Origin of the sequence: Hymenobacter piscis, from assembly GCF_018760735.1 — a bacterium.
In the GTDB taxonomy this organism is placed as follows: Bacteria; Bacteroidota; Bacteroidia; order Cytophagales; family Hymenobacteraceae; genus Hymenobacter; species Hymenobacter piscis.
On the sequence record NZ_JAHHZN010000005.1, the window covers coordinates 231,379 to 250,942 of the forward strand.

The following is a 19,564-nucleotide window of genomic DNA, read 5'->3' on the forward strand; positions in this document are numbered from 1 at the left end:
AAGGGAGAGAAAAATGCGCGTTGGAGGGCGGGCTGACGGCTTGCCAGGGTGGCCGGTTTCACAAATCGGGACCTGCGTTGTTACCACTGCGTAAAATGCGCCGCGTTGCAAAGTACGAATTCGCGACCCAGCGGTTGTGTTAGCCCAAGCTGAGCCGCTATTGTGTATTTTGCGCTTCGGCGCCTTTTGATTTTCTCCCCCCATGAAAGCAGTTATTCCCGTAGCCGGCATCGGCTCCCGCTTGCGTCCGCATACCCACACCCAACCCAAAACCCTGGTGCCGGTGGCCGGCAACACCATCCTGGGCCACATCATCGACCGGCTGGTGGGGGCCGGCGTCCGGGAATTCGTGTTCATTATCGGCTACCTGGGCGAGAAGGTGGAGAACTACGTGCGCCGCCAGTATCCCGAGCTGCGGGCAACGTTTGTGGTCCAGGAGCCCCGCGAGGGCATCGCCCACGCCCTCTGGCTGGCCCGCGAGCAGTTCCGCCACGAGCAGGACGGCCTGCTCATCCTGCTCGGCGACACCATCGTCGACATCGACCTGCCGGCCATGATGCAGACGCCCGGCAACGTGCTGGCCGTGAAGGAAGTGAAAACGCCCTCCATGTTCGGTATCGTGGAAACCGGCCCCAACGGCCGCGTGACCAAGGTGGTAGAAAAGCCCCGCATCCCGAAGTCGAACTACGCCCTGGTGGGCCTCTACAAGCTGGCTAACCCCGACTGGCTGGCTTCGGCCCTGGAACGCCTCATCGAGCAGGACCAGCGTACCCACGGCGAGTTTCAGCTCACCGACGCGCTCATGCTCATGATTCAGGACGGGGCCGAAATGGTGACCACGCCGGTGGATAACTGGTTCGACTGCGGCCGCAAAAGCTCGTTGCTCGAAGCCAATGCCCGCCTGCTTAACCGCCCCGAGTTCCTCAAGCGCCGCGACTACCCCGACTTCCCCGATACCATCATCATCCCGCCCGTCAGCATTGGCAAGGACTGCCAGATTGCCGGCTCCATCATCGGCCCCAACGTGGCCATCGGCGACCGGACCATCGTCAAGAACACCATCCTGAGCGAATCCATCATTGGCTCCTACTCCGAGCTGCGCTCCGCCGTCATGCACGACTGCATTGTCGGCTCCGACGCCCTGTTCAAAGGCACCCGCCACAGCCTCAACATCGGCGACAACACGGAGATTGATTACAGTTAGGATGGTTGGACTGGTGAATGGTTGGATGGGTGAACTGTCATCCAACCATTCAATCCATGTATCCACTGTGGGCAGATTGTCGTTACTTTAGACCGATGCGCTATCCGACTCTCTCCCCCCGCCTGCTGCCCATCCTGGGCCTGACGCTGCTGCTGCTACCCGGCTGCTATTCCCGCTCCGATATTAAAGAGGAGCAGGAATTGGCCGTTGACATCACCGACGCCCTGCCCTCGGGCGACCAGACCCCACCCCCGGCCACCGAGGCGGCCGTCGCCCAGCCCCTGCAAGCGGTGAACGTGTTTCTGGAAGTATCGGGGTCGATGGAGGGCTTTATGCCTAAAACCGGGGCCGGGGGCGAGAACACCCGGTTTCAGCAGCACGTGGCGCAGTTCCTCTCGGAGGTGAACCGCACGCGGGCCGCGACGCGCAAGTCCTTCTTCCGCCTCAAGGAAAAGCCCTACACCGACTCGTACCAGGGTATTTCCGGCACCGTGCGCGGCGGCATCCAGCAACCCGCCAAAAGCACTGAGCTGCCCGCCGTGCTCGATACCCTGATGGCCCGCTACTACCAGCCCGGTACCGTGAACGTGCTGATTTCGGACTTCATCTACTCGCCCAAGAACGCCGGGGCCATTCCCTACATCAAAACCGATATCACCGACGCCCTCCAGCGCAACGGCGCCCAGCCGGACCTGGCCGTGTCGGTGTACGGCTTCACCTCCGATTTCCGGGGTACCTACTATCCGGCCCTCAAGGCGGCCGGCAAGCAAATGGCCTGCTGCGACACCGAAATTCCTTACTATTTCTGGGTAATTGGCCCGGCTGATGCCGTGCGCCAGTTCGATGGGGCCTTGCTGGAAGCCCCCGCCGCCCGTCAGGCCCACTTCGGCGTGACCTATCCGCGGCCGGCGTACTCTTTGCTGAGCAAGTTCCAGAACAAGGGCAGCTGGTATTACGGCGACGCCGGGGCCAGCAAGCGCGACGCCGACAGCTACCGCGTGGTGGCCGTGAGCGAGGCCTCGGCCCAGCAGCCCGTAGAGTTTGTGGTGGGCCTGGATTTGCGCACCCTGCCCGGCCAGTACCGCGACCTGGGCTATCTGCAACAGCACCTGACGCTCCAGGGTGTGGATACCGATGCCAAGCTCCTGGGCGTAACGGCCGCCACGGCACAAACCAAAGCAAGCAGTGGCCCGGAAAGCCGGTTCACGCATTTTGCGAAAATCCGACTTGCCAACATGCCCCAGGCTTCCCGCCCGTTGGTGCTGCGCCTCCAGGACCAGCGCCCCGCCTGGGTAGGTGAGTGGACCACGAAAAACGACGGCACACCCGCGCCCAAAACCTTCGCCCTCAGCAGCCTGCTCGATGGCCTGGAGCCTGCGCAGTCCGGCAAAAAAGCTCCCGTTTTCGAATTGCCCCTGACGCTGCAGCCCGGCCGGTAGACGTCTGATACCCGTTGGGCCAGGCCGGCTGGTGGGCGGTGCCCTGGCCGGAGTTGGCACGATAGTCGTTCCACGCCCCGCACCACCGGCCGGGCCGGGCCACAATTTTGGCGGTTTTCTCTCGTTTCCTCACCCCGCGAACCCCAATCCGCGTTACTTCCCTGCATGAAAGCATTCTTCCGCTTCCTCTACGAAATCATCGGCGCCCCCCAACCACCCGCCGACACCCCCGTGTACCGCGACGTTATCTTCCCCAACCTGGGGCTGCTGAACCTGGGTATTTCCGTCGGGCTGGTGGTGGTGTTCTACCTACTCATCAACCGGGCTATGGGCGTAGCCACCTTCAACAAGGGCCGGCACTGGGCGCTATTTCTGGGGCTGAATGCGCTGCTGGCCTTCTTCGTCACCATCTGGCAAACCAACGCCCAGCAGGTCACCGACCACAGCTACATCTACTGGCTGGCCACCTGGAACGCCATTCTGGGCATGTTCTGGTTTTTCCTGTTCTCGGTACTGCTCAAGCGCGCCTCCACCAACGCCAGCACCACGCCGTTTTAGTATTGAGTACCGGGGATTGAGCTTACAGCGCCGTTGGCAATAAGCCAACGGCGCTGTAAGCTCAATCCCGATTCTAACTACTCACTACTTACTACTCACTACTCCTCATGGCTAAACTCTTTTTATTCGGTATTGGCGGCACGGGTTCCCGCGTGATTCGCTCGCTCACGATGCTGCTGGCGGCGGGCGTGGACCTGCCCAACTGCGACCGGGTGGTGCCCATCATCATCGACCCCGACGCGCACAACGGCGACATGAACCGCACGGTGCAGCTGCTGCAGAGCTACCAGCAGATCTACAAGCGCCTCGGTCCCCGCGAAGAAGGCTTCTTCAAGACCGATATCAGCACGCTGAGCGGCATTTCGCAGGACGTGAACGGCTCAGTGAAGGATACCTTCATCTTCGACTTCGGCGGCATCAACCAGAGCTTCCGGCAATACCTGAGCTACGATGGTTTGTCGGTGGATTCGAAGGGGCTGGTGGACTTGCTGTTCACCCAGGATAATTTGGAAAGCCCGCTGACCATTGGCTTCCGCGGCTCGCCCAATGTGGGCAGCATCGTGTTGAATAAGCTGGTGGAAAGCCCGGAAATGCGGTTTTTCGCCGATAACTTCCAGGACGGCGACCGGGTGTTCTTCGTGTCGAGCATCTTCGGCGGTACGGGCGCGGCGGGCTTCCCGCTGATGCTCAAGAATCTGAAGGACTCGAACACCCGCCTCAGCAACGCCCGCTACCTCCGCGACGCGCCCACCGGGGCCGTAACGGTGATGCCCTACTTCGCCCTGCAGAGCGAGGACAACGCCGTCATCGACTCCAACAACTTCCTCACCAAAACCAAGGCGGCGCTCAGCTACTACGAGCATAACCTGCAGGGCCTCGACGCGCTGTACTACCTCGCCGACACGCCCGATACGCCCTACGAAAACCAGCCCGGCGGCACCCAGCAGAAGAACAAGGCTCATGTAATTGAGCTGCTGGCGGCCCTGAGCATTGTGGACTTCATGCGCTACTCGCCCGCCGAGCTGCGCACCGGCGGCCCGCACTTCCACGAATACGGCCTGAACCAGGACGCGCCGGAGCTGCAATTCAGCCACCTGCCCGACGAGACGCGGGAAATCATGGCCAAGCAGCTCACGCAGTTCCTGTACTTCACGCGCTACCACAAGCAGCACCTGCCCACCGATAAAGCGCCCTACGCCGACAACCTGAAGCTGGACTACGCCATGCGCAACGAGCCCATCTTCCGGGAGCTGAACACCTTCCTGCACAGCCAGGACTCGGGCGTGGACCAGTGGCTGCAGGAGCTGGCCCAGAACCGCCGCGCCTTCCGCCCCTTCGACCTCCAGACCGACGATTTCAACGCCATGATCCTCGGCAAGCCGGTGGAAAAGAAGTGGAACGACTTCTTCAACAAGGGCCTCAGCCACAACTACCTGCTCGACAACCTCAACAAAACCGAGAAGTCCATCCAGGAACCCGACAACTTCCGCAAGCTGCTGGAGCTGTTCTATGATGTGACGGATAAGGCGTTTGAGGAGAAGGTGAAGGTGGTGTAACCCCAGCCGTCCCAGCCGTCCCAGGGTTGAAACCCTGGGCTAGGCAGCGGAAGGACGATTATTTATTCTACAATGCTCCGTAGCCCAGGACTTCAGCCTTGGGACTCTGGTCCATCTGAACAAGACGCATGAGCCACGTTTTTCAGTCGTTGTGGGTGCATGTTACGTGGGCTACCAAAAACCGGCAGCCTTGGCTCACGGCGGAATTGAAACCAGTTCTGTTTACTCAGATTCGGCACATTGCAGAAACCGGTAACATCCACCTTAACTTCCTGAATGGCGTCCATGACCACGTGCACTGCTTACTTTCGTTGCGCACCACTGACCGTCTGGATTTGGTGATGCAACAGCTCAAGGGCAAAAGCGCGCATTGGGTAAATGAGCAGGGCCTGACGGATTTTACCTTCGGCTGGCAGAATGGTTACGGCGCGTTTTCCGTCAGTCCGTCGCATGTAGAGCGGGTGCGTAACTACATCCGCAACCAGGAAAAGCATCATCAAGAGCAGGATTACTGGCAGGAAATGGAAATGCTGGAAAAGATGGCGCGAGTGCCGTGAGGTGCAGGCGGCGCGAATGACGCGGGCGTCCCAGGGCTGAAGCCCTGGGCTAGTCAGCGAAAACCGAACAACACACTCCGTAGCCCAGGGCTTCAGCCCTGGGACGCCCGCAATAGCCGCGCCGTCTGAACTACTTGCCCAGCACCACTCCGCCAACCAAGAACAGAACCGCTAACTAGCCCAGGGTTTCAACCCTGGGAACCCCGGAAAACGATATGGCCAAAGTCCTTCGCTTACACAACAACGGCTCCCAGCAGGTGCAAGGCTGGCAGAAAACCGCCCCCGTCACCAGCACCGAAATCAACACCGTCACGGACCCCGCGGGGGGCAAGTCGCGTAACCTGGCCGTGAGCATCCCGACGCCGTTTGCGCGGATGCACCTGTTTGAAACGGCCTTCGACTTTCTGGCCCGGGAGGGGCAGCGCAACCCTGGCTCGGTGTACCACGAGCTGACCACGCACTTCTGGGATTTGCTGGAGCTGCTCTACAACTACCACCTGTACACCCAGGCCGGTCGCAAAATCACGCTGCGCCGCTGGAATGCCGAGGCCGAAATCCGCCGGATGCGGCAGGATGAGGGCACGCGCCTGCTGGGCGAAACCCTGCAGCTGTACATGCAGGACGAGCGGTTCCGCGACTTCTCCGATATGTATCTGGTGTACTATGAGTCGCCGGAGCTGGCGGGCGGCACGCGTCTGCTAGGGGGCACCTCGCCGCTGACCATCCTGTTCACCGGCCCCGCCGTGAAGCCCCTGGACCTGGAGCGGCCCCAGGCCCGCGGCCACTACTTCGACCAGCAGACCGTGCTGCTCGAAGACCGCGACCCGCAGTTCCGGGAGTTCGTGTACGAGCTGTTCCTGGCCTACCCGCAACTGCAGCGCCGCGAGTTTGCCGGCAGCGTGTACGCGGGCTTCGACCGCTCGAAAATCAACCAGCTCCAGATGCAGGGCGACCGGAGCGCTCAGCAGTTTGCCGCCCGCTACCCGGCCCTGGCCGATGTGCAGGGCAACCTGGTGAGCGTGAAAGGCGTGCCCCTGCCCGGCCGTGCCGACCAGTCGGCCGTGACCAGCTCCGACCTGTTCATCCAGCCCACCCGGGAGGCCATCAGCGGCCGGCCGCGCCCCCTGGTGCTGCGTCCGAACCTGACGATGCCCGGCGCCAACTACCTCAACGGCCAACCCTGGGACGACCGCACGCCGGTGCCCTACTACGACGAAGTGGCGCTGGAAAGCCGCGTGCTGCCCGGCAAAGGCTTCAAATACCCCTACCTCACGGTGGGCGACCTGCTGGAAGATTCTCTGGTAGAGCTGCCTTATGAGCTGAATACGCAGCGCTTCCACACCGGCAAAGTCACGTTCCAGTATGGAGCCGATGGTCAGGGCCGGGCGCGCTTCCCGTACCTGCTGCCGCTGAAACAGGCGTTTTTTGAGTATTTCACCGAAAACGAGCTGGCCGAGCTACTCACCTTTACCATCGACCTGAGCCACGTGCGCGTGCAGCTGCGGGTGCCGGTGCAGGCGGGCCGCTTCATCACCTTTGAGCGCAGCTACTACCACAATCCGCAGAACCCCAAGGATGCTCAGGGTCGCGAGATTCTGGAGAAGGGCCGCATTGTGAAAGCCGCCGTGGGCGTGGGCGTGTTCCCGTTCTACAAGGTGCGCTACCAGCCCGAGTACAACGACCTCTACAAGGTGATGCTGGTGGATGCCGACAACGCGCCCACTATGCTTAACCGCCGCTACGACCTCACGTTCTTCGTGAACGGGGAGCGAATCACGGAGCAGGGAGCCGCCCGCCGCGCCACCCGCTACGAGCGTACCCAGAAAAGCATGGCCACCGCCGGCAGCACCTACTACGAAGTCACCGGCACCCACTTCGACCTCGCTGAGCTGACCTGCCCGCCCGCTACCATCGGCGCGGAGCCGGCCCGGGGCCTGCTGGTGCCGCGCTGGCGCGAGCTGGACCGCGGCACCCGCCGCTTCACGTTTGCCGTCGACTTCGGCACCACCAACACCCACATTGCCTACGCCGATTCGCCGAGCGCCCACCCGCGCCCGCTCACCATCGGCGAGGCCGATGTGCAGGTGGAGTGGCTGCACGCGCCGGTAGCCGACCAGGGCCTCTCGGCTGCCCAGCGCTACCGCACCGGGGCCGGCCAGATCTGGGACAACATTGCTACGCTGCAGAACCGGGAGTTTGTGCCCTCGTTCGTGGGCGAAGGCGGCTCGGTGTATGAGTTTCCGATTCGGACGGCCGTGTGCGAAACCACGTCGTTTGCCAACGAGCCGGCCAAGGTGCTCAGTAACATCAACATCGGCTTCAGCATCAACACCGAAAACACGGCCGAGCTGCCTCAGAACCGGTTCGTGACCAACCTGAAATGGTCGGCCGAGCTGGACCCGCAGGGCGTGGCCCGCATTGAGGCCTTTTTCCGGGAAATTCTGCTGCTGCTGCGCCACAAGGCGGCCTTGCACGGCGGCATTCTGGAAGACACCCGCGTGGTGTGGTTTGCGCCGCTGAGCTTTGATGGGTTCCTGCGCAATCAGTTCCAGCAGGTGTGGGATGAGTCGTTCCAGCAGGTGTTCAAGACGCGCCGCCCCACCATCTGCCTCACCGAATCGGTAGCGCCCTATTATTACCTCACCGCCACCAACCAGGTAGTGCCCAACCGCGACGAAAACGTGGTGAACATCGACATCGGTGGCGGTACCACCGATTTGCTGCTGTTTGCCGACCAGAAACCGGCCTACAGCACCTCGTTCCGCTTCGCCGGCGACGACCTGTGGGGCGACGGCTACGCCCGCGTGCAGGGCGCGCCCAAGCAGAACGGTCTGCTGCGCCTCGGCGTGGGCCACGTGGAAAGCCTGCCCGACTCCGAGCAAAACCAGGAGTACAAAGGCTACCTGCGCGCCGCCCTCAGCAACACCGATTTCGGCTCGGCCGACGTGACCAGCCTGCTGTTCAAGTACGATGATGCCCTGCGCTTCACCCAGGCTTTGGGCCTCGGCAAGGGCCGGCAGCTGCGGGTGCTGTTTTACCTGCACTACACCAGCATCATCTACCACACGGCCCAGCTCACCAAGCACCTCGGCCTGAAAACGCCGCGCTACCTCTGCTTCTCCGGCAAAGGCAGCCTCTATCTGCGTCTGCTGGCCGGCGGTAGCTCGTTGGTAGCCATTGAGAAGATTACGAAAGCCATCTTCCAGGCCGTGACGGGCGTGGAGCCGCCCCACAACTTCCGCGTCATCCTGGCCGACAACCCCAAAGAAGCCACCACCAACGGCGGCGTGCTGTTCGAGGAGAAAACTACCACCGACTACGACAACATCAAGCCCGTGAAGTACAGCGGTGCCGTGGAAGGCACCGAGCTAAACCAGCAGCGCCTGAAGCTAAACCAGGTAGATGCCGAGCTGAAAAACACGGTGCTCGACAACGTGCGCAACTACCTCACCCTGGTGCTGGAAGGCGACGACGTCGCACCCTACCTGCGCGAAGTAGGCGTGGACGTGGACCGTCAGCGCGTGAAGGACATCCTGCTCCGCGAAATCGAGGACAGCCTGAGCCTGGGCTTACACCAGTTCCAGCGCCAGCTCTCCTCTGACGAAACCTTGCCGGAAACCCTGTTCTTCCTGCCGCTGAAACAGGCGCTGTACAACCTGAGCCGCGAATTGCAGGCGTAATGTACCAGCGGCCCGGTAGCCCAAGGTTGAAACCCTGGGCTATGGAGCGGTTTTTCGACTGAATGGCGTGGTCTTACCACTCACTAGCCCAGGGTTTCAACCCTGGGAACCCAGCTCATCTACCCCAACACCCTATGACCCTTTCCCGCCGCGCTGCTTCTTTGCTGACCGGTTTGCTGCTGCTGGCAGCCGGCAGCCGTGCTCAAACGCCCCTCGGGCAGCCCACGCTCGATGAGCAGAAAGTACAGGTCTGGTGCGCTGCGGTGCGCTACGTGTACGACGACAATGGCCGTGGCAACCTCAAGGACAAGCTCAACTGCAGCGGCTCGCTCAAGGCCTTCGAGAACAGCATCAAGGCCGATAGCCAGAAGGTGTACAGCCTGCTCTACCAGCCCCTGGAAGGCCGGGGCACGATGTACAACGGCCTGGGCTCGAATCCGGCCCGCCTCCAGAAGCTGACTACGGAAATCGTGAACCGGCTGAAGTCCTCGCCCGCCCGCCGCGCAGACCCGGCCCGGATGCAGCGCCTGGCCACCCTCGAAACGGCCCTCAACAGCTACGTGAACAACGGTACGCCCATCGGTGACCTGACGGCGGCCACTGCCGATGCGCCCGACACGACCACCGACCTCGACGAAGCCACCGCTTCCGCGCCCGCCGATGCGGGGCCGGACGAAGCGGGTGTGATGGCGCCCGCCCAAACCGCTGGCTCCTCGGCCGGGGAAGGGGTGATGGATAAGTTCTTCGGCCCGCTGGCCCTGATTCTGGCCCTGCTCAGCCTGGTGCTGTACTGGCTGCTGCGCCGCAACATCGGCGGCTTCCAGAAGGAGCTGGGTGCTCGCATCGACAAGCGCCGCGACGAAATCCTGGCCCTGCAAAACGCTCCCGTTGCCGGTAGCAGCGGTAAAGCTGCCGACCGGCTTACTCCGGCCCAGCAGCGCGAGGTAGAAAAACTGGTGGAGCAGCGCGTGGCTGAGGAAATGCAGAAAATCCGCCGGGACATGGCGGGCGCGACGCCGGCGCCTGCCACGCCCGCCGCCCGCCCGGTGGCGGCTCCCCAGCAGCCCGCACCGGTAATAGAAGCACCCCGTCCGCTGTCCGAAGTGCCCGCGCCGCCGGCCGCCATTCCGGCCGGTTCGCCTACGGCTTCCCCGCGCGACGAGTTCGAGAGCCTCGTGCCGCCCGTGCAGTTGCCCCAGCCCGAAATGGCCGCCGCAACGGATCCGCTGCCGATGGCCGCGCCGGTAGAGTCGGCTGGTCCGGCGCAGTACACGCGCTACGTGAAGGTGCCCGTGAACGGGGCGTTCAGCGAGTACGATTTCAGCGACGAACCCCAGCACGACAGCATCTACGAAATCCACTTCGACCCGCAGTGGCCCGAACTGGCCACGTTTAACGTGACGCCTAACCCCGCCATTCACGCCTACGCCATTCAAAGCGCCCAGTATTCCCTGCGCGAAGCCTGCCGTTATCAGCAACCCAGCAGCCCGGTCACCCGCATCGTGACGGAGGAAGAGGGCGTGCTGCGCAAAGTGGCCGGCAACTGGCAGATTGAGCAGAAAGCCGCCATCCGGTTCGAGTAGGATAGCCGAATTGATAAAAGAACTGTCATCCTGAGCGGAGCGAAGGATCTTATCACGTGAGGACTATACTGCGCAGGTGGTTGTCCTCGCCTGGCAAGGTCCTTCGCGCCGTTCAGGATGACAGTTTTGTGGCTTGCCGATCAGGAATAGCGTTATTTACGGTTCTATGCTTGAAATTGCCCTCGAAGTACTGGTGGTGGCCGTGGTGGTGGGCCTGCAGATTCGCACGTTCCTGCAAACCCGTACCAAAACCCGCCAGCTCAGCCAGCTCTACCCGCCCCGTGAAGCCCTGCGCGTGGAACAGCGCCTCGTGCTGCCCGACGGCCGCGACCTGCCCGAATACGCCGCCGACGCGCCCCCGGAGGCCTATCCGGCTACGTTGCTCAAGGCCGATAACGCCTCCACCGAGTTCGAGGAAATCCTGCTCGATACCAACGACTACCTGCGCCACAACAAGGGCGCAGCGGCCGATTTCGGGATTCTCAAGGACATTTCGGAGCGCCGCAGTCAGGTGCTCGACAACGAGGTGCAAGCCAACGTCTCGACGCCCCTGTACCTGGGGTTGCTGGGCACGTTTCTGGGCGTGATTCTGGGCCTCGTGGGCATTGCCCGCAATGGCGTGTCGGACGATAATGCGCTGACCCCCTTCCTGACCGGGGTGCTCATTGCCATGACCGGCTCCTTCGTGGGGCTGCTGCTCACGCTGCTCGGCAACGGGCTGCTGCGGGAGGCCCGCCGCCAGCTCGACGGCCGCCAGAACCAGTATTACACCGTGCTTCAGGTGCGGCTGCTGCCCATTCTGCACTCCGATATGGCTGGCAGCCTGAGCAACCTCAAATCGGTGCTCGATGCCTTCAACCAGCAGTTCGTGGGCCAGGTGGATTTGTTTAATCCGCTCATGGACAAGGTGACGGAGAACATCCGGGTACAGAGCGACTTCCTCGAACGCCTCGATACCATCGGCTACGACAAGATGGCCGCCGCCAATATTGCCGTGTTCGAGAAGGTGCGGGAGTCGGCGGAGCTGTTCGCGGCCTTCACCGGCTACCAGCAGAAGCTCAACCAGATGCTCGATACCGGTTACCAGTCGGCCCAGAGCGTGAACGGGATTCTCGACCGGCTGCGGGGCTTCGAGAAGGGCATCAACGACCTGGGCCAGTACGTGGGCGGCAACAACAACTCGGTGCAGCTGATGCTGGATTTCTTCCAGAAGCACCAGACCGAACTGCGCAACCTGCGCGACCGGGCCGAGCAGCACATCGACCAGGCCGGCGTGGGCCTCGCCGACGTGATGAACAAGCGCTTGGCCTACAATGAGCGGCAGGCCCAGCTGGCCTACGAGAAGTGGCAGCAGTATTTCGAGCAGCTCAACGCCGACAACGTCTTCGAGAAGCTGCTCAAGCAGCTGGAGCCCTTCCAGAACCTCAACGCCCAGCAGGCCGACCTCAGCCGCGACGTCACCGCCACCCAGCGTGAGCTGCTCCGCAAAGTGGAGCTGGATTCCCAGATTCAGGCCAAGCTGCTTTCTGAGCTTTCCAACCTGAACACGGTGCTGGTCAAAGCCACGTCCAAGAACAGCTTCCAGCGGTTCATGGACAAGCTTTTTGGGGGCGTGAAGCCGGTGTAACAAGTTGTGGTAAATGAAAGAGTATAGCGTTGATAAAATAATCGAGAATAATAAAAGATGGGCTGAGACACGTGCGAGATTGTCAGAATTTCCATCGCACTTTTATCCTAATAAGATAATTGAATTACTTAATCTATGCCGGGGTTCCAGCGACACTAGGTATTTGGAACCGTATATAAGTTTGGGCAGGCTAGGCCTATGGAGGTACGATCCATGCGAGAGAGAATTAGCAGACGACTTCTTGTGTCTATATTTTTACCTGAACCAGTATGTGGTTTCTACATATGATAATCATCAAAAATGGTTCTTTGAAAATCCTCCAGAAGCTATTGAATTTGTCATAAAGAACCTGGAAAAGAAAGATTCTTATAGTTGATCAGAGACATCAAAATTGAAAAAACCTTCTCTGTGATAAGTTGCTAAGATTTACTCGTTTCATGAACAACCCCTCATCCAACAACCGCCAACACAACGACTTCTTCTGGCCCAGCTACGTGGACCTGATGACGTCCTTGTTCGTGGTGATGCTGGTGCTGTTCGTGTACAGCTTCAAGCTGTTCAAGGACCGGGAGGGGGAGCTGAAACAGGCCAACGGGGAGCTCAAGGCCAAGGCCGTGGAGCTGGAGCAGATTACCAAAATCCGCCGCTCCCTGGAGCAACTCGAAGGCAAATACTTCCGCTACGACCCCGCTAATGAGCGGCACGAGCTGCTGGTACCGGTCCAGTTCAAGGCCGGCCGCGACGAAATTCAGGATGCCTACAAGCCCGCTTTGCTGCAAGCCGGCCAGCGGCTGCGCACGGTGCTCAAAAGCATCAAAACTGATCAGCCCGTGCGCTACCTCGTGATTGTGGAAGGCATGGCCGCCCGCTACCCCGCCGGCGACCCGCGCAACGCCCGCGAGGAGCAGATAACTTACCAGCTCAGCTACCGCCGGGCCCTAAGCCTGCTCAACTTCTGGAAGCAAAACGGCCTCGACTTCGGCCAGGACCGCAACATCGAGCTCATCATCGGGGGCAGCGGCTTCTATGGCACCGGCCGCTACCAGGGCCGCCGCGAAGGCGATAACAAACGCTTCTTGATTCAGGTGATTCCGAAAATCGGCCGGATGTAGAGGCGCTAGGTGCCCCAGGGCTGAAGCCCTGGGCTACGGAGCGGTTTCGTTTTGCAGATTTGGCCGCTGACTAGCCCAGGGCTTTAGCCCTGGGAGCTGAGAACCGCCTGTAGCCGCGGTTTCGTTTTGCGGGCCTTGTTGCGGCGGCCCCACCAGATGATGGTGCCGGTGACGGGCAGGCTGGCACAGATCAAACTCACCAGGAAGGCCACGAGCTTGCCGCCGAAACCCAGAATCTGGCCCACGTGCAGGTCGTAGTTCATGTCGGAGAGCTTGGTGCCGGCGCTTTTGGTAGCGTGGAAGCGGGTTTCCAGCAGCTGGCCCGATACCGGGTGAAAGGCGTACTCGTCGCGGTGGTAGTAATGCAGGGCTTTCTGGTAGGTCCAGCAGAAGGCGGGGTCCTGGCCCGTGCCGGTGGGGCCGAGCAGAATCATCTCGTGGTCGGGGGAGAGGCGGCGCGCCGTGCGGTACACGATATCGGGCAGCGGCTGGGGGGCGGTAGTAGCGGTTTGCAGGGTATCGAGCTTGGTTTTCATGATTTCCGGCGGGGCCGGCCGGCCGCCATCCACGGCCAGCACCAGCGGCTCCAGCAGCCACGGATACAGCATAAACAGCCCCGACAGCGCCAGCACCAGCCCGATGCTGGCCGCGTAGAAGCCCAGCACGTTGTGCAAATCGTAGTTGACGCGCCGCCAGCGGGCGCCCCACTTGATGGTGAAGCGCTGCTTGCGCTCCTGCTTGCGCTTGGGCCACCACAGCACCAGGCCCGTGAGCAACATCACCACAAACACGCTCACACCGCCGCCCACTACCCACTTGGCCACGGCCTCGGGCAGCAGCAGGTGCATGTGGATTTCCTGCACGATGGTGAAGAAGTGCGTGCGTAGATCTTGCTCGTGCAGCACTCGGCCGGTGTAGGGGTTCAACGACACCATGATGGGGGCGCCGGCTTTATCGGTGAAGAATACCGTAGCCGCGCGCTCTGGTCCGAAGTAAGTGACCCAGCAGTCCGTTGCCTTTACACCAGGATGCGTAGCTAACGCGGCGTTTTGCAGCTGGGAGGGTAGCACCATAGCTGACTGCTGCACTTCCACCTTGCGCCAAGGCTCCGTGAAGTCCCGGATGTCGTCCTGAAATACGAAAATAGCCCCCGTCAGGCTCACGATGAACACAATCAGCCCCGAGGCCAGCCCCAGCCACAGGTGCAGTTTCCCGACGGTTTTCTTGAACGTGCTCATAGTGGAAAAGGAAGAAACGGCGCTGTCATCCTGAGCTTGCGAAGGACCTTACCCCGATAGAACTAGCCGTTGGTACGAGAACAGTTCAAGGGTGAAAAGGTCCTTCGCAAGCTCAGGATGACAGCGCCCGATAAACTAGAATTTATATGCCACGCTGCCGGCTATGCTGCGTAGTTTCTGCGGGTTCATGGTGGTGTAGCCGATCCAGTACTGCTGGTTGGTGAGGTTATCAACCTTGGCCGAGATACGGAACCGGGGTTGGTCGTAGAACACCGAGGCATTTAGCACGGTGTAGCTGGGCAGCGTAAACACGTTGGTGCCGGTGTTCACGATTTTGTTGTCGCTGGCGTAGTTGCCGCCGAAGCCCAGGCCCAGGCCCTGCACCGGACCGGCCGGCAGGCGGTAGCTCAGCCATAGGTTGGCCAGATACGGCGAGCTGGCCGTGGCGGGGCGGCGGCCGTTCACGCCTTCATCGGCGCGAGTCAGCTTGGAGTCGTTGTAGCTGAAGCCGGCCACGGCGTTGAAGCCTTCGAACGGGTTGGCTACCACGTTCAGCTCCAGGCCCTGGCTGCGCTGGGTGCCGTCCTGGGTTTGGGCGAACTTGGCGGCGGCTTCCAGGCGCGGGTCGGTGCGCAGCAGGTTATCTACCCGAATGGCGTAGTAGCTCAAGGTGGTGGTTAGCTTACCGGCAAAGGCATCCAGCTTCACGCCGCCTTCCCACTGGTTGGCCTGTTCCAGCCGGGCCGTGCGCAGCTCGGTGCTGTCGGGCAGGGCGGCCGTGTTGTAGGCGCGGTAGGAGCCGGGGCTTCGGAAGCTGTTCTGGTAGTTGGCAAACACCGATACCTTGTCCTTTACCGGCTGATACACCACGCCAAACTTCGGCGACACGGCCGTCTGCTTGAACGGCTGCACCGAGCCGCCTACCAAACCGCCCTTGTTCTCAAACCGATCCACGCGCACGGCGGCCAGCACACTCAGCTGCTCCGTGAGGTTGAGCACATCGGAGACGAAGGCGCTGTAGGTGGTAAGCTGGGTGGTGATGGGGTACGTGAACTGCGGCGGGCCAGCCGCGTACTGGGCCGCCAGCGCCCCGCCGTTGAAATCAGTGTAGGCCTGGTTGCCCAGCCCCAGCGCCACCGGCGCCCCAAACGTGCTGCCGAAAAACGTCTGCTGGTTGTTCACGTTCAGGTAGTCGAGGCCCAGCACCACGCGGTTGCGCAGGCCCGCCACCCGGAAGTCGCCGTTGAAGAGCTGCTGCACCTCCGTCGTGAAGGCCCGGCTGTCGCGCGTCGACTGGTCGGCGCGGCTCAGGAAGTTGGTGCTGCCCAGGCGCGTCGGGTCGCCGGAGCTGAGGCTGTCGGCAATGGGCGTCACGTAGAAGTAGGCCCCGAAACCGTCGGAAAAGCTGCGGCTGTGCGTGAAATTGGTGGATGACGTGAAGCCCGGCGCCAGCTGGTAGTTCACCTGCGCGAAGTAGTTGGAGCTGCGCGAATTCAAACTCAGCCCGTTGCCGATATACGACTGCCGGTAGTCCAGGCCCAGCTCCTGGGGCCGGGTGGCCTGCAAGGCGCTGGTCGGGAAGTAAAAGAAAATGAGCTGCTTGCCCACGCCCTGGGTGCGATACAGCTCCGCGTCGAGGTTGATGGTGAGGCGCTCGGTGGGCTTGTAGGTAAGGGTCGGGGCAATGGCCAGGCTCCTGTCGAAGCCCTGGTAGCCGCGGTTCTGGAAGTTACGCTCGTACTGGCCGGCCGTGTTCAGGCGCAGCAGCACCTTCTTCTGCTTGTCCAGGGGCGTGTTCACGTCGGCGCTCAGGCGCTGCAACCCGAAGCTGCCCGCCGAGTACGCCACTTCGCCCCCAAACCGGTCGTAGGCCTTTTTCGTGACGCGGTTGATGAGGCCGCCGTAGGAGGTCAGGGCGCTGCCGAACAGCGTGGCCGACGGCCCTTTGATGACTTCCAGCTTCTCCAGGTTGGCCGCGTCGATGCTGCTGGTGACGCCGCCGGCCACGCCGTTGCGCAGCTGGCCCTGGGTAATGAAGCCGCGCAGGTTGTAGTAGCTGCCGCCGTCGCCGGCCCGGCCCGTGGCTTCCCACATGCGCTGCAAACCCGGCACGTTGCGGGTCGCCTCGTCGGCCGTGAACACCAGCTGCTCAGTGAGCAGCTCCTTGCCCACGGTGGCGTACACCTGCGGGTTTTCGAGGTTGCTGAGCGGCATCTTGCTCACGTACTCCGACTGCTTGCGGGCAAACTTGTTGGTGCGGTTGCCGCTGATGACCACTTCCCGCAGCTGCTCGGCATTCTCGGTGAGCATAAAATTGACCGTGGCGGCCTGGCCGCCACTCACCGTAACGGGCTGCTCCGTCGTTTTCAGCCCCACGGCCGATACCACCACCACGTATTGCCCGTCGCGCACGCGTTCAATGCTGTATTCGCCTTGGCTGTTGGTGATGGCCCCCTGACTATAGCCCTTCAGGCCCACCGTGACCGATTCCGCCGGCCGGCCGTCGGACGTCGTCACGCGGCCGCGGACGGCGGCGGTTTGTTGCGCCTGCGCCATGAGGGAACAGGTTACGAGGGTAGAAGTCAGGCCCAGCAGGCGAAGGTTCAGCATGGTGTGTTTCTTTAGAATCAGTCCAGATTGCTGCAAAGAAACGGCTGAAATTCTATTTGGAAAAATTCTTAATAAAAATATGTTGCTACAGACGAGTTGCCCAGCTGGTTGGAATCCAAAAGAATCGGCAGCATCCGGCCAATCTGCCGCCGCTGTGCTTTATCTTCGGCGCTTCTTCCGCTATTCCCATCCGATGCAGAAATTCATTTTTCCCATACTAGCGCTGGCGGCCCTGGCCTCGTGCCGCTCCACCCAGTCGAAAGCCCCCGGGGCCGGGGCTGCTGCCGTTGCTACTCCTACTTCCGCTCCCGTGCAATACCCCGAAACCCGGAAAGCCGACCAGAAAGACGACTATTTCGGCACCGCCGTGGCCGACCCCTACCGCTGGCTCGAAGACCTTGATTCGCCCGAAACCAAAAGCTGGGTGACGGCCGAAAACAAAGCCACCTTCGGCTACCTGGAGCAGATTCCGTTCCGCGACCAGATCCGGGAGCGGCTCACCACCCTCTGGAACTACGAGAAGTTCGGCATTCCCCAGCAGGAAGGCGACCAGCTCTACTTCAGCAAAAACGACGGCCTCCAGAACCAGGCCGTGCTCTACGTGCAGCAGGCCGGCCCCGAAGGCCAGGCTGAGGTGCTGCTCGACCCCAACAAGTTCTCCGCCGACGGCACCACGGCCCTGGCCGGCACCTTTTTTTCCCACGACCACCGCTACATGGCCTACGCCACCAGCGGCGGCGGCTCCGACTGGCAGAAAATGAAGGTGCTGGACCTGCAAACCCGCCAGCCCCTTTCCGATGAGCTGGAATGGGTGAAGGTATCGGGGGCGGCCTGGTATAAGAATGGCTTCTTCTACAGCCGCTACGATGCGCCCAAGGCCGGCGAAAACAGCCTGGCCGGCAAGAACGAGTTCCACAAGGTGTACTACCATGCGCTGGGCAAGCCCCAGAGCACCGACCGGCTGGTGTACGAGGACCCCAAGAGCCCGCTGGGCTTCCGCTACGTGGGCACCACCGACGACGAGCGGTTCTTGGTGCTCTACCTCACCGATGGCAAGGCCGACGGCAACCGTGTCTCGGTGCGTGACCTGCAGGACCGCCGGCAGGAAGGCACCTTCACGCCCCTGATCAGCAGCTACGAGTTCAACAACTCCGTGGTGGGCAACGTGGGCGACAAGCTGCTGGTGCTGACCAACCTGCAGGCGCCCAACTACCGCGTCGTGCTCATCGACCCTAAAAAGCCCCAGGAGAAAAACTGGAAAACCGTGCTGCCCGAAACCGAGCAGAAGCTCGAGGGCGTGGACCACGTGGGCGGCTACCTGGTAGCTTCTTACCTCAAGGATGCCAGCAGCCTCATCAAAGTGTACACCGAGCAGGGCGAGTTTAAGCACGACGTGGCCCTGCCGGCCATCGGGACGGCCTCGGGCTTCGGCGGCAAGCGCGACGCCAAGCAGGTGTATTACGCCTTCACCTCGTTCACCTACCCGACGACCATCTACAAGTACGACCTGGCTACCAACACCAGCACCGTGTTCCGGGCTCCGAAAGTGGACGTGAATCCGGCCGACTACGTGACGACCCAGGTGTTCTACAAGAGCAAGGACGGCACTAAGGTGCCCATGTTCATCACCCACAAAAAGGGCCTCAAGCTCGACGGGCAGAACCCCACCTACCTCTACGCCTACGGCGGGTTTAACATTTCCCTGACGCCGGGCTTCTCGGTGGCGCGGATGCTCTGGCTCGAAAACGGCGGGGTATTGGCCATTCCGAACCTGCGGGGCGGGGGCGAGTACGGTGAAGCCTGGCACCAGGCCGGCATGACGCCCAACAAGCAGAACGTGTTCGACGACTTCATTGCCGCCGCCGAATACCTGAAGGTGCAGGGCTACACCAGCACCGAAAAGCTGGCCATGGCCGGCGGCTCCAACGGCGGCCTGCTGGTGGGCGCCACCATGACCCAGCGCCCCGACCTGTGCAAAGTGGCCTTCCCGGCCGTGGGCGTGATGGATATGCTGCGCTACCAGAAGTTCACCATCGGCTGGAACTGGGCCCCCGAGTACGGCACCTCCGACAACTACGAGCAGTTCCAGAACCTTTACAAGTTTTCCCCCCTGCACAACCTCAAGCCCGCCACCTACCCGGCTACCATGATTACCACCGCCGACCACGACGACCGCGTGGTGCCGGCTCACTCCTTTAAGTTCGCCGCCGCCCTGCAGGCCGCCAACGAGGGCCCCAACCCCCAGCTTATTCGCGTCGATGTGAATGCGGGCCACGGCGCGGGCAAAAGCACCAAGCTCCAGATTCAGGAGTGGGCCGACGTCTGGTCCTTTGCTTTCTATAACATGGGCGTCAAGCCGTTCGGAAAATGAGTTGTCGGTTGTTAGTTGTCGGTTGTCGG

The 19,564-nt window shown here is 61.7% G+C and carries 12 protein-coding genes; 10 read left to right on the forward strand and 2 right to left on the reverse strand.

Features of this window, described 5'->3' with window-relative positions; genetic code table 11:
* Nucleotides 1-202 precede the first annotated feature (202 nt).
* The 9 genes from KLP40_RS08000 to KLP40_RS08040 all read left to right on the forward strand — a co-directional run bounded on the left by KLP40_RS08000 (nucleotide 203) and on the right by KLP40_RS08040 (nucleotide 13,316).
* Nucleotides 203-1,204, forward strand: coding sequence for a sugar phosphate nucleotidyltransferase (locus tag KLP40_RS08000; protein WP_215593250.1), 1,002 nt, complete (start codon nucleotides 203-205; stop codon nucleotides 1,202-1,204).
* Between the two features lie 95 nt (nucleotides 1,205-1,299).
* A complete protein-coding gene (locus KLP40_RS08005; protein WP_215593251.1) occupies nucleotides 1,300-2,643 on the forward strand; it encodes a hypothetical protein in 1,344 nt (447 codons plus the stop codon).
* 165 nt (nucleotides 2,644-2,808) lie between these two features.
* The gene (locus tag KLP40_RS08010; RefSeq protein WP_215593252.1) at nucleotides 2,809-3,201 is read left to right on the forward strand and encodes a hypothetical protein; all 393 of its coding nucleotides are present in this window, start codon (nucleotides 2,809-2,811) and stop codon (nucleotides 3,199-3,201) included.
* Nucleotides 3,202-3,308: 107 nt separating this feature from the next.
* Nucleotides 3,309-4,757: a hypothetical protein gene (locus KLP40_RS08015; RefSeq protein ID WP_215593253.1), complete on the forward strand. Its 1,449-nt coding sequence runs from the start codon at nucleotides 3,309-3,311 to the stop codon at nucleotides 4,755-4,757.
* 128 nt (nucleotides 4,758-4,885) lie between these two features.
* Nucleotides 4,886-5,314 carry an IS200/IS605 family transposase gene (gene tnpA, locus KLP40_RS08020; RefSeq protein ID WP_215593254.1) on the forward strand — a complete coding sequence of 143 codons (429 nt, stop codon included), beginning with the start codon at nucleotides 4,886-4,888 and terminating at the stop codon, nucleotides 5,312-5,314.
* Nucleotides 5,315-5,529: 215 nt separating this feature from the next.
* Nucleotides 5,530-8,994, forward strand: a complete 3,465-nt coding sequence (locus KLP40_RS08025; RefSeq protein WP_215593255.1) for an acetate and sugar kinases/Hsc70/actin family protein — start codon at nucleotides 5,530-5,532, stop codon at nucleotides 8,992-8,994.
* Between the two features lie 134 nt (nucleotides 8,995-9,128).
* Nucleotides 9,129-10,577: a hypothetical protein gene (locus KLP40_RS08030; protein ID WP_215593256.1), complete on the forward strand. Its 1,449-nt coding sequence runs from the start codon at nucleotides 9,129-9,131 to the stop codon at nucleotides 10,575-10,577.
* 166 nt (nucleotides 10,578-10,743) lie between these two features.
* Complete coding sequence (locus KLP40_RS08035; protein ID WP_215593257.1) at nucleotides 10,744-12,204, forward strand: hypothetical protein; 1,461 nt, start codon at nucleotides 10,744-10,746, stop codon at nucleotides 12,202-12,204.
* Between the two features lie 437 nt (nucleotides 12,205-12,641).
* Nucleotides 12,642-13,316, forward strand: a complete 675-nt coding sequence (locus KLP40_RS08040) for a hypothetical protein (RefSeq protein WP_215593258.1) — start codon at nucleotides 12,642-12,644, stop codon at nucleotides 13,314-13,316.
* An 83-nt stretch (nucleotides 13,317-13,399) separates the two neighbouring features.
* On the opposite strand, the gene KLP40_RS08045 is transcribed toward KLP40_RS08040, so the two are convergent.
* Nucleotides 13,400-14,554, reverse strand: coding sequence for a PepSY-associated TM helix domain-containing protein (locus KLP40_RS08045; protein WP_215593259.1), 1,155 nt, complete (start codon nucleotides 14,552-14,554; stop codon nucleotides 13,400-13,402).
* 135 nt (nucleotides 14,555-14,689) lie between these two features.
* The gene (locus KLP40_RS08050; RefSeq protein WP_215593260.1) at nucleotides 14,690-17,164 is read right to left on the reverse strand and encodes a TonB-dependent receptor; all 2,475 of its coding nucleotides are present in this window, start codon (nucleotides 17,162-17,164) and stop codon (nucleotides 14,690-14,692) included.
* A gap of 193 nt (nucleotides 17,165-17,357) precedes the next feature.
* Here KLP40_RS08050 and KLP40_RS08055 point away from each other — a divergent pair, with 193 nt between their 5' ends.
* Entirely contained in the window at nucleotides 17,358-19,535 is a 2,178-nt protein-coding gene (locus KLP40_RS08055; RefSeq protein ID WP_215593261.1) for a prolyl oligopeptidase family serine peptidase, read from the forward strand.
* Nucleotides 19,536-19,564: the final 29 nt, after the last annotated feature.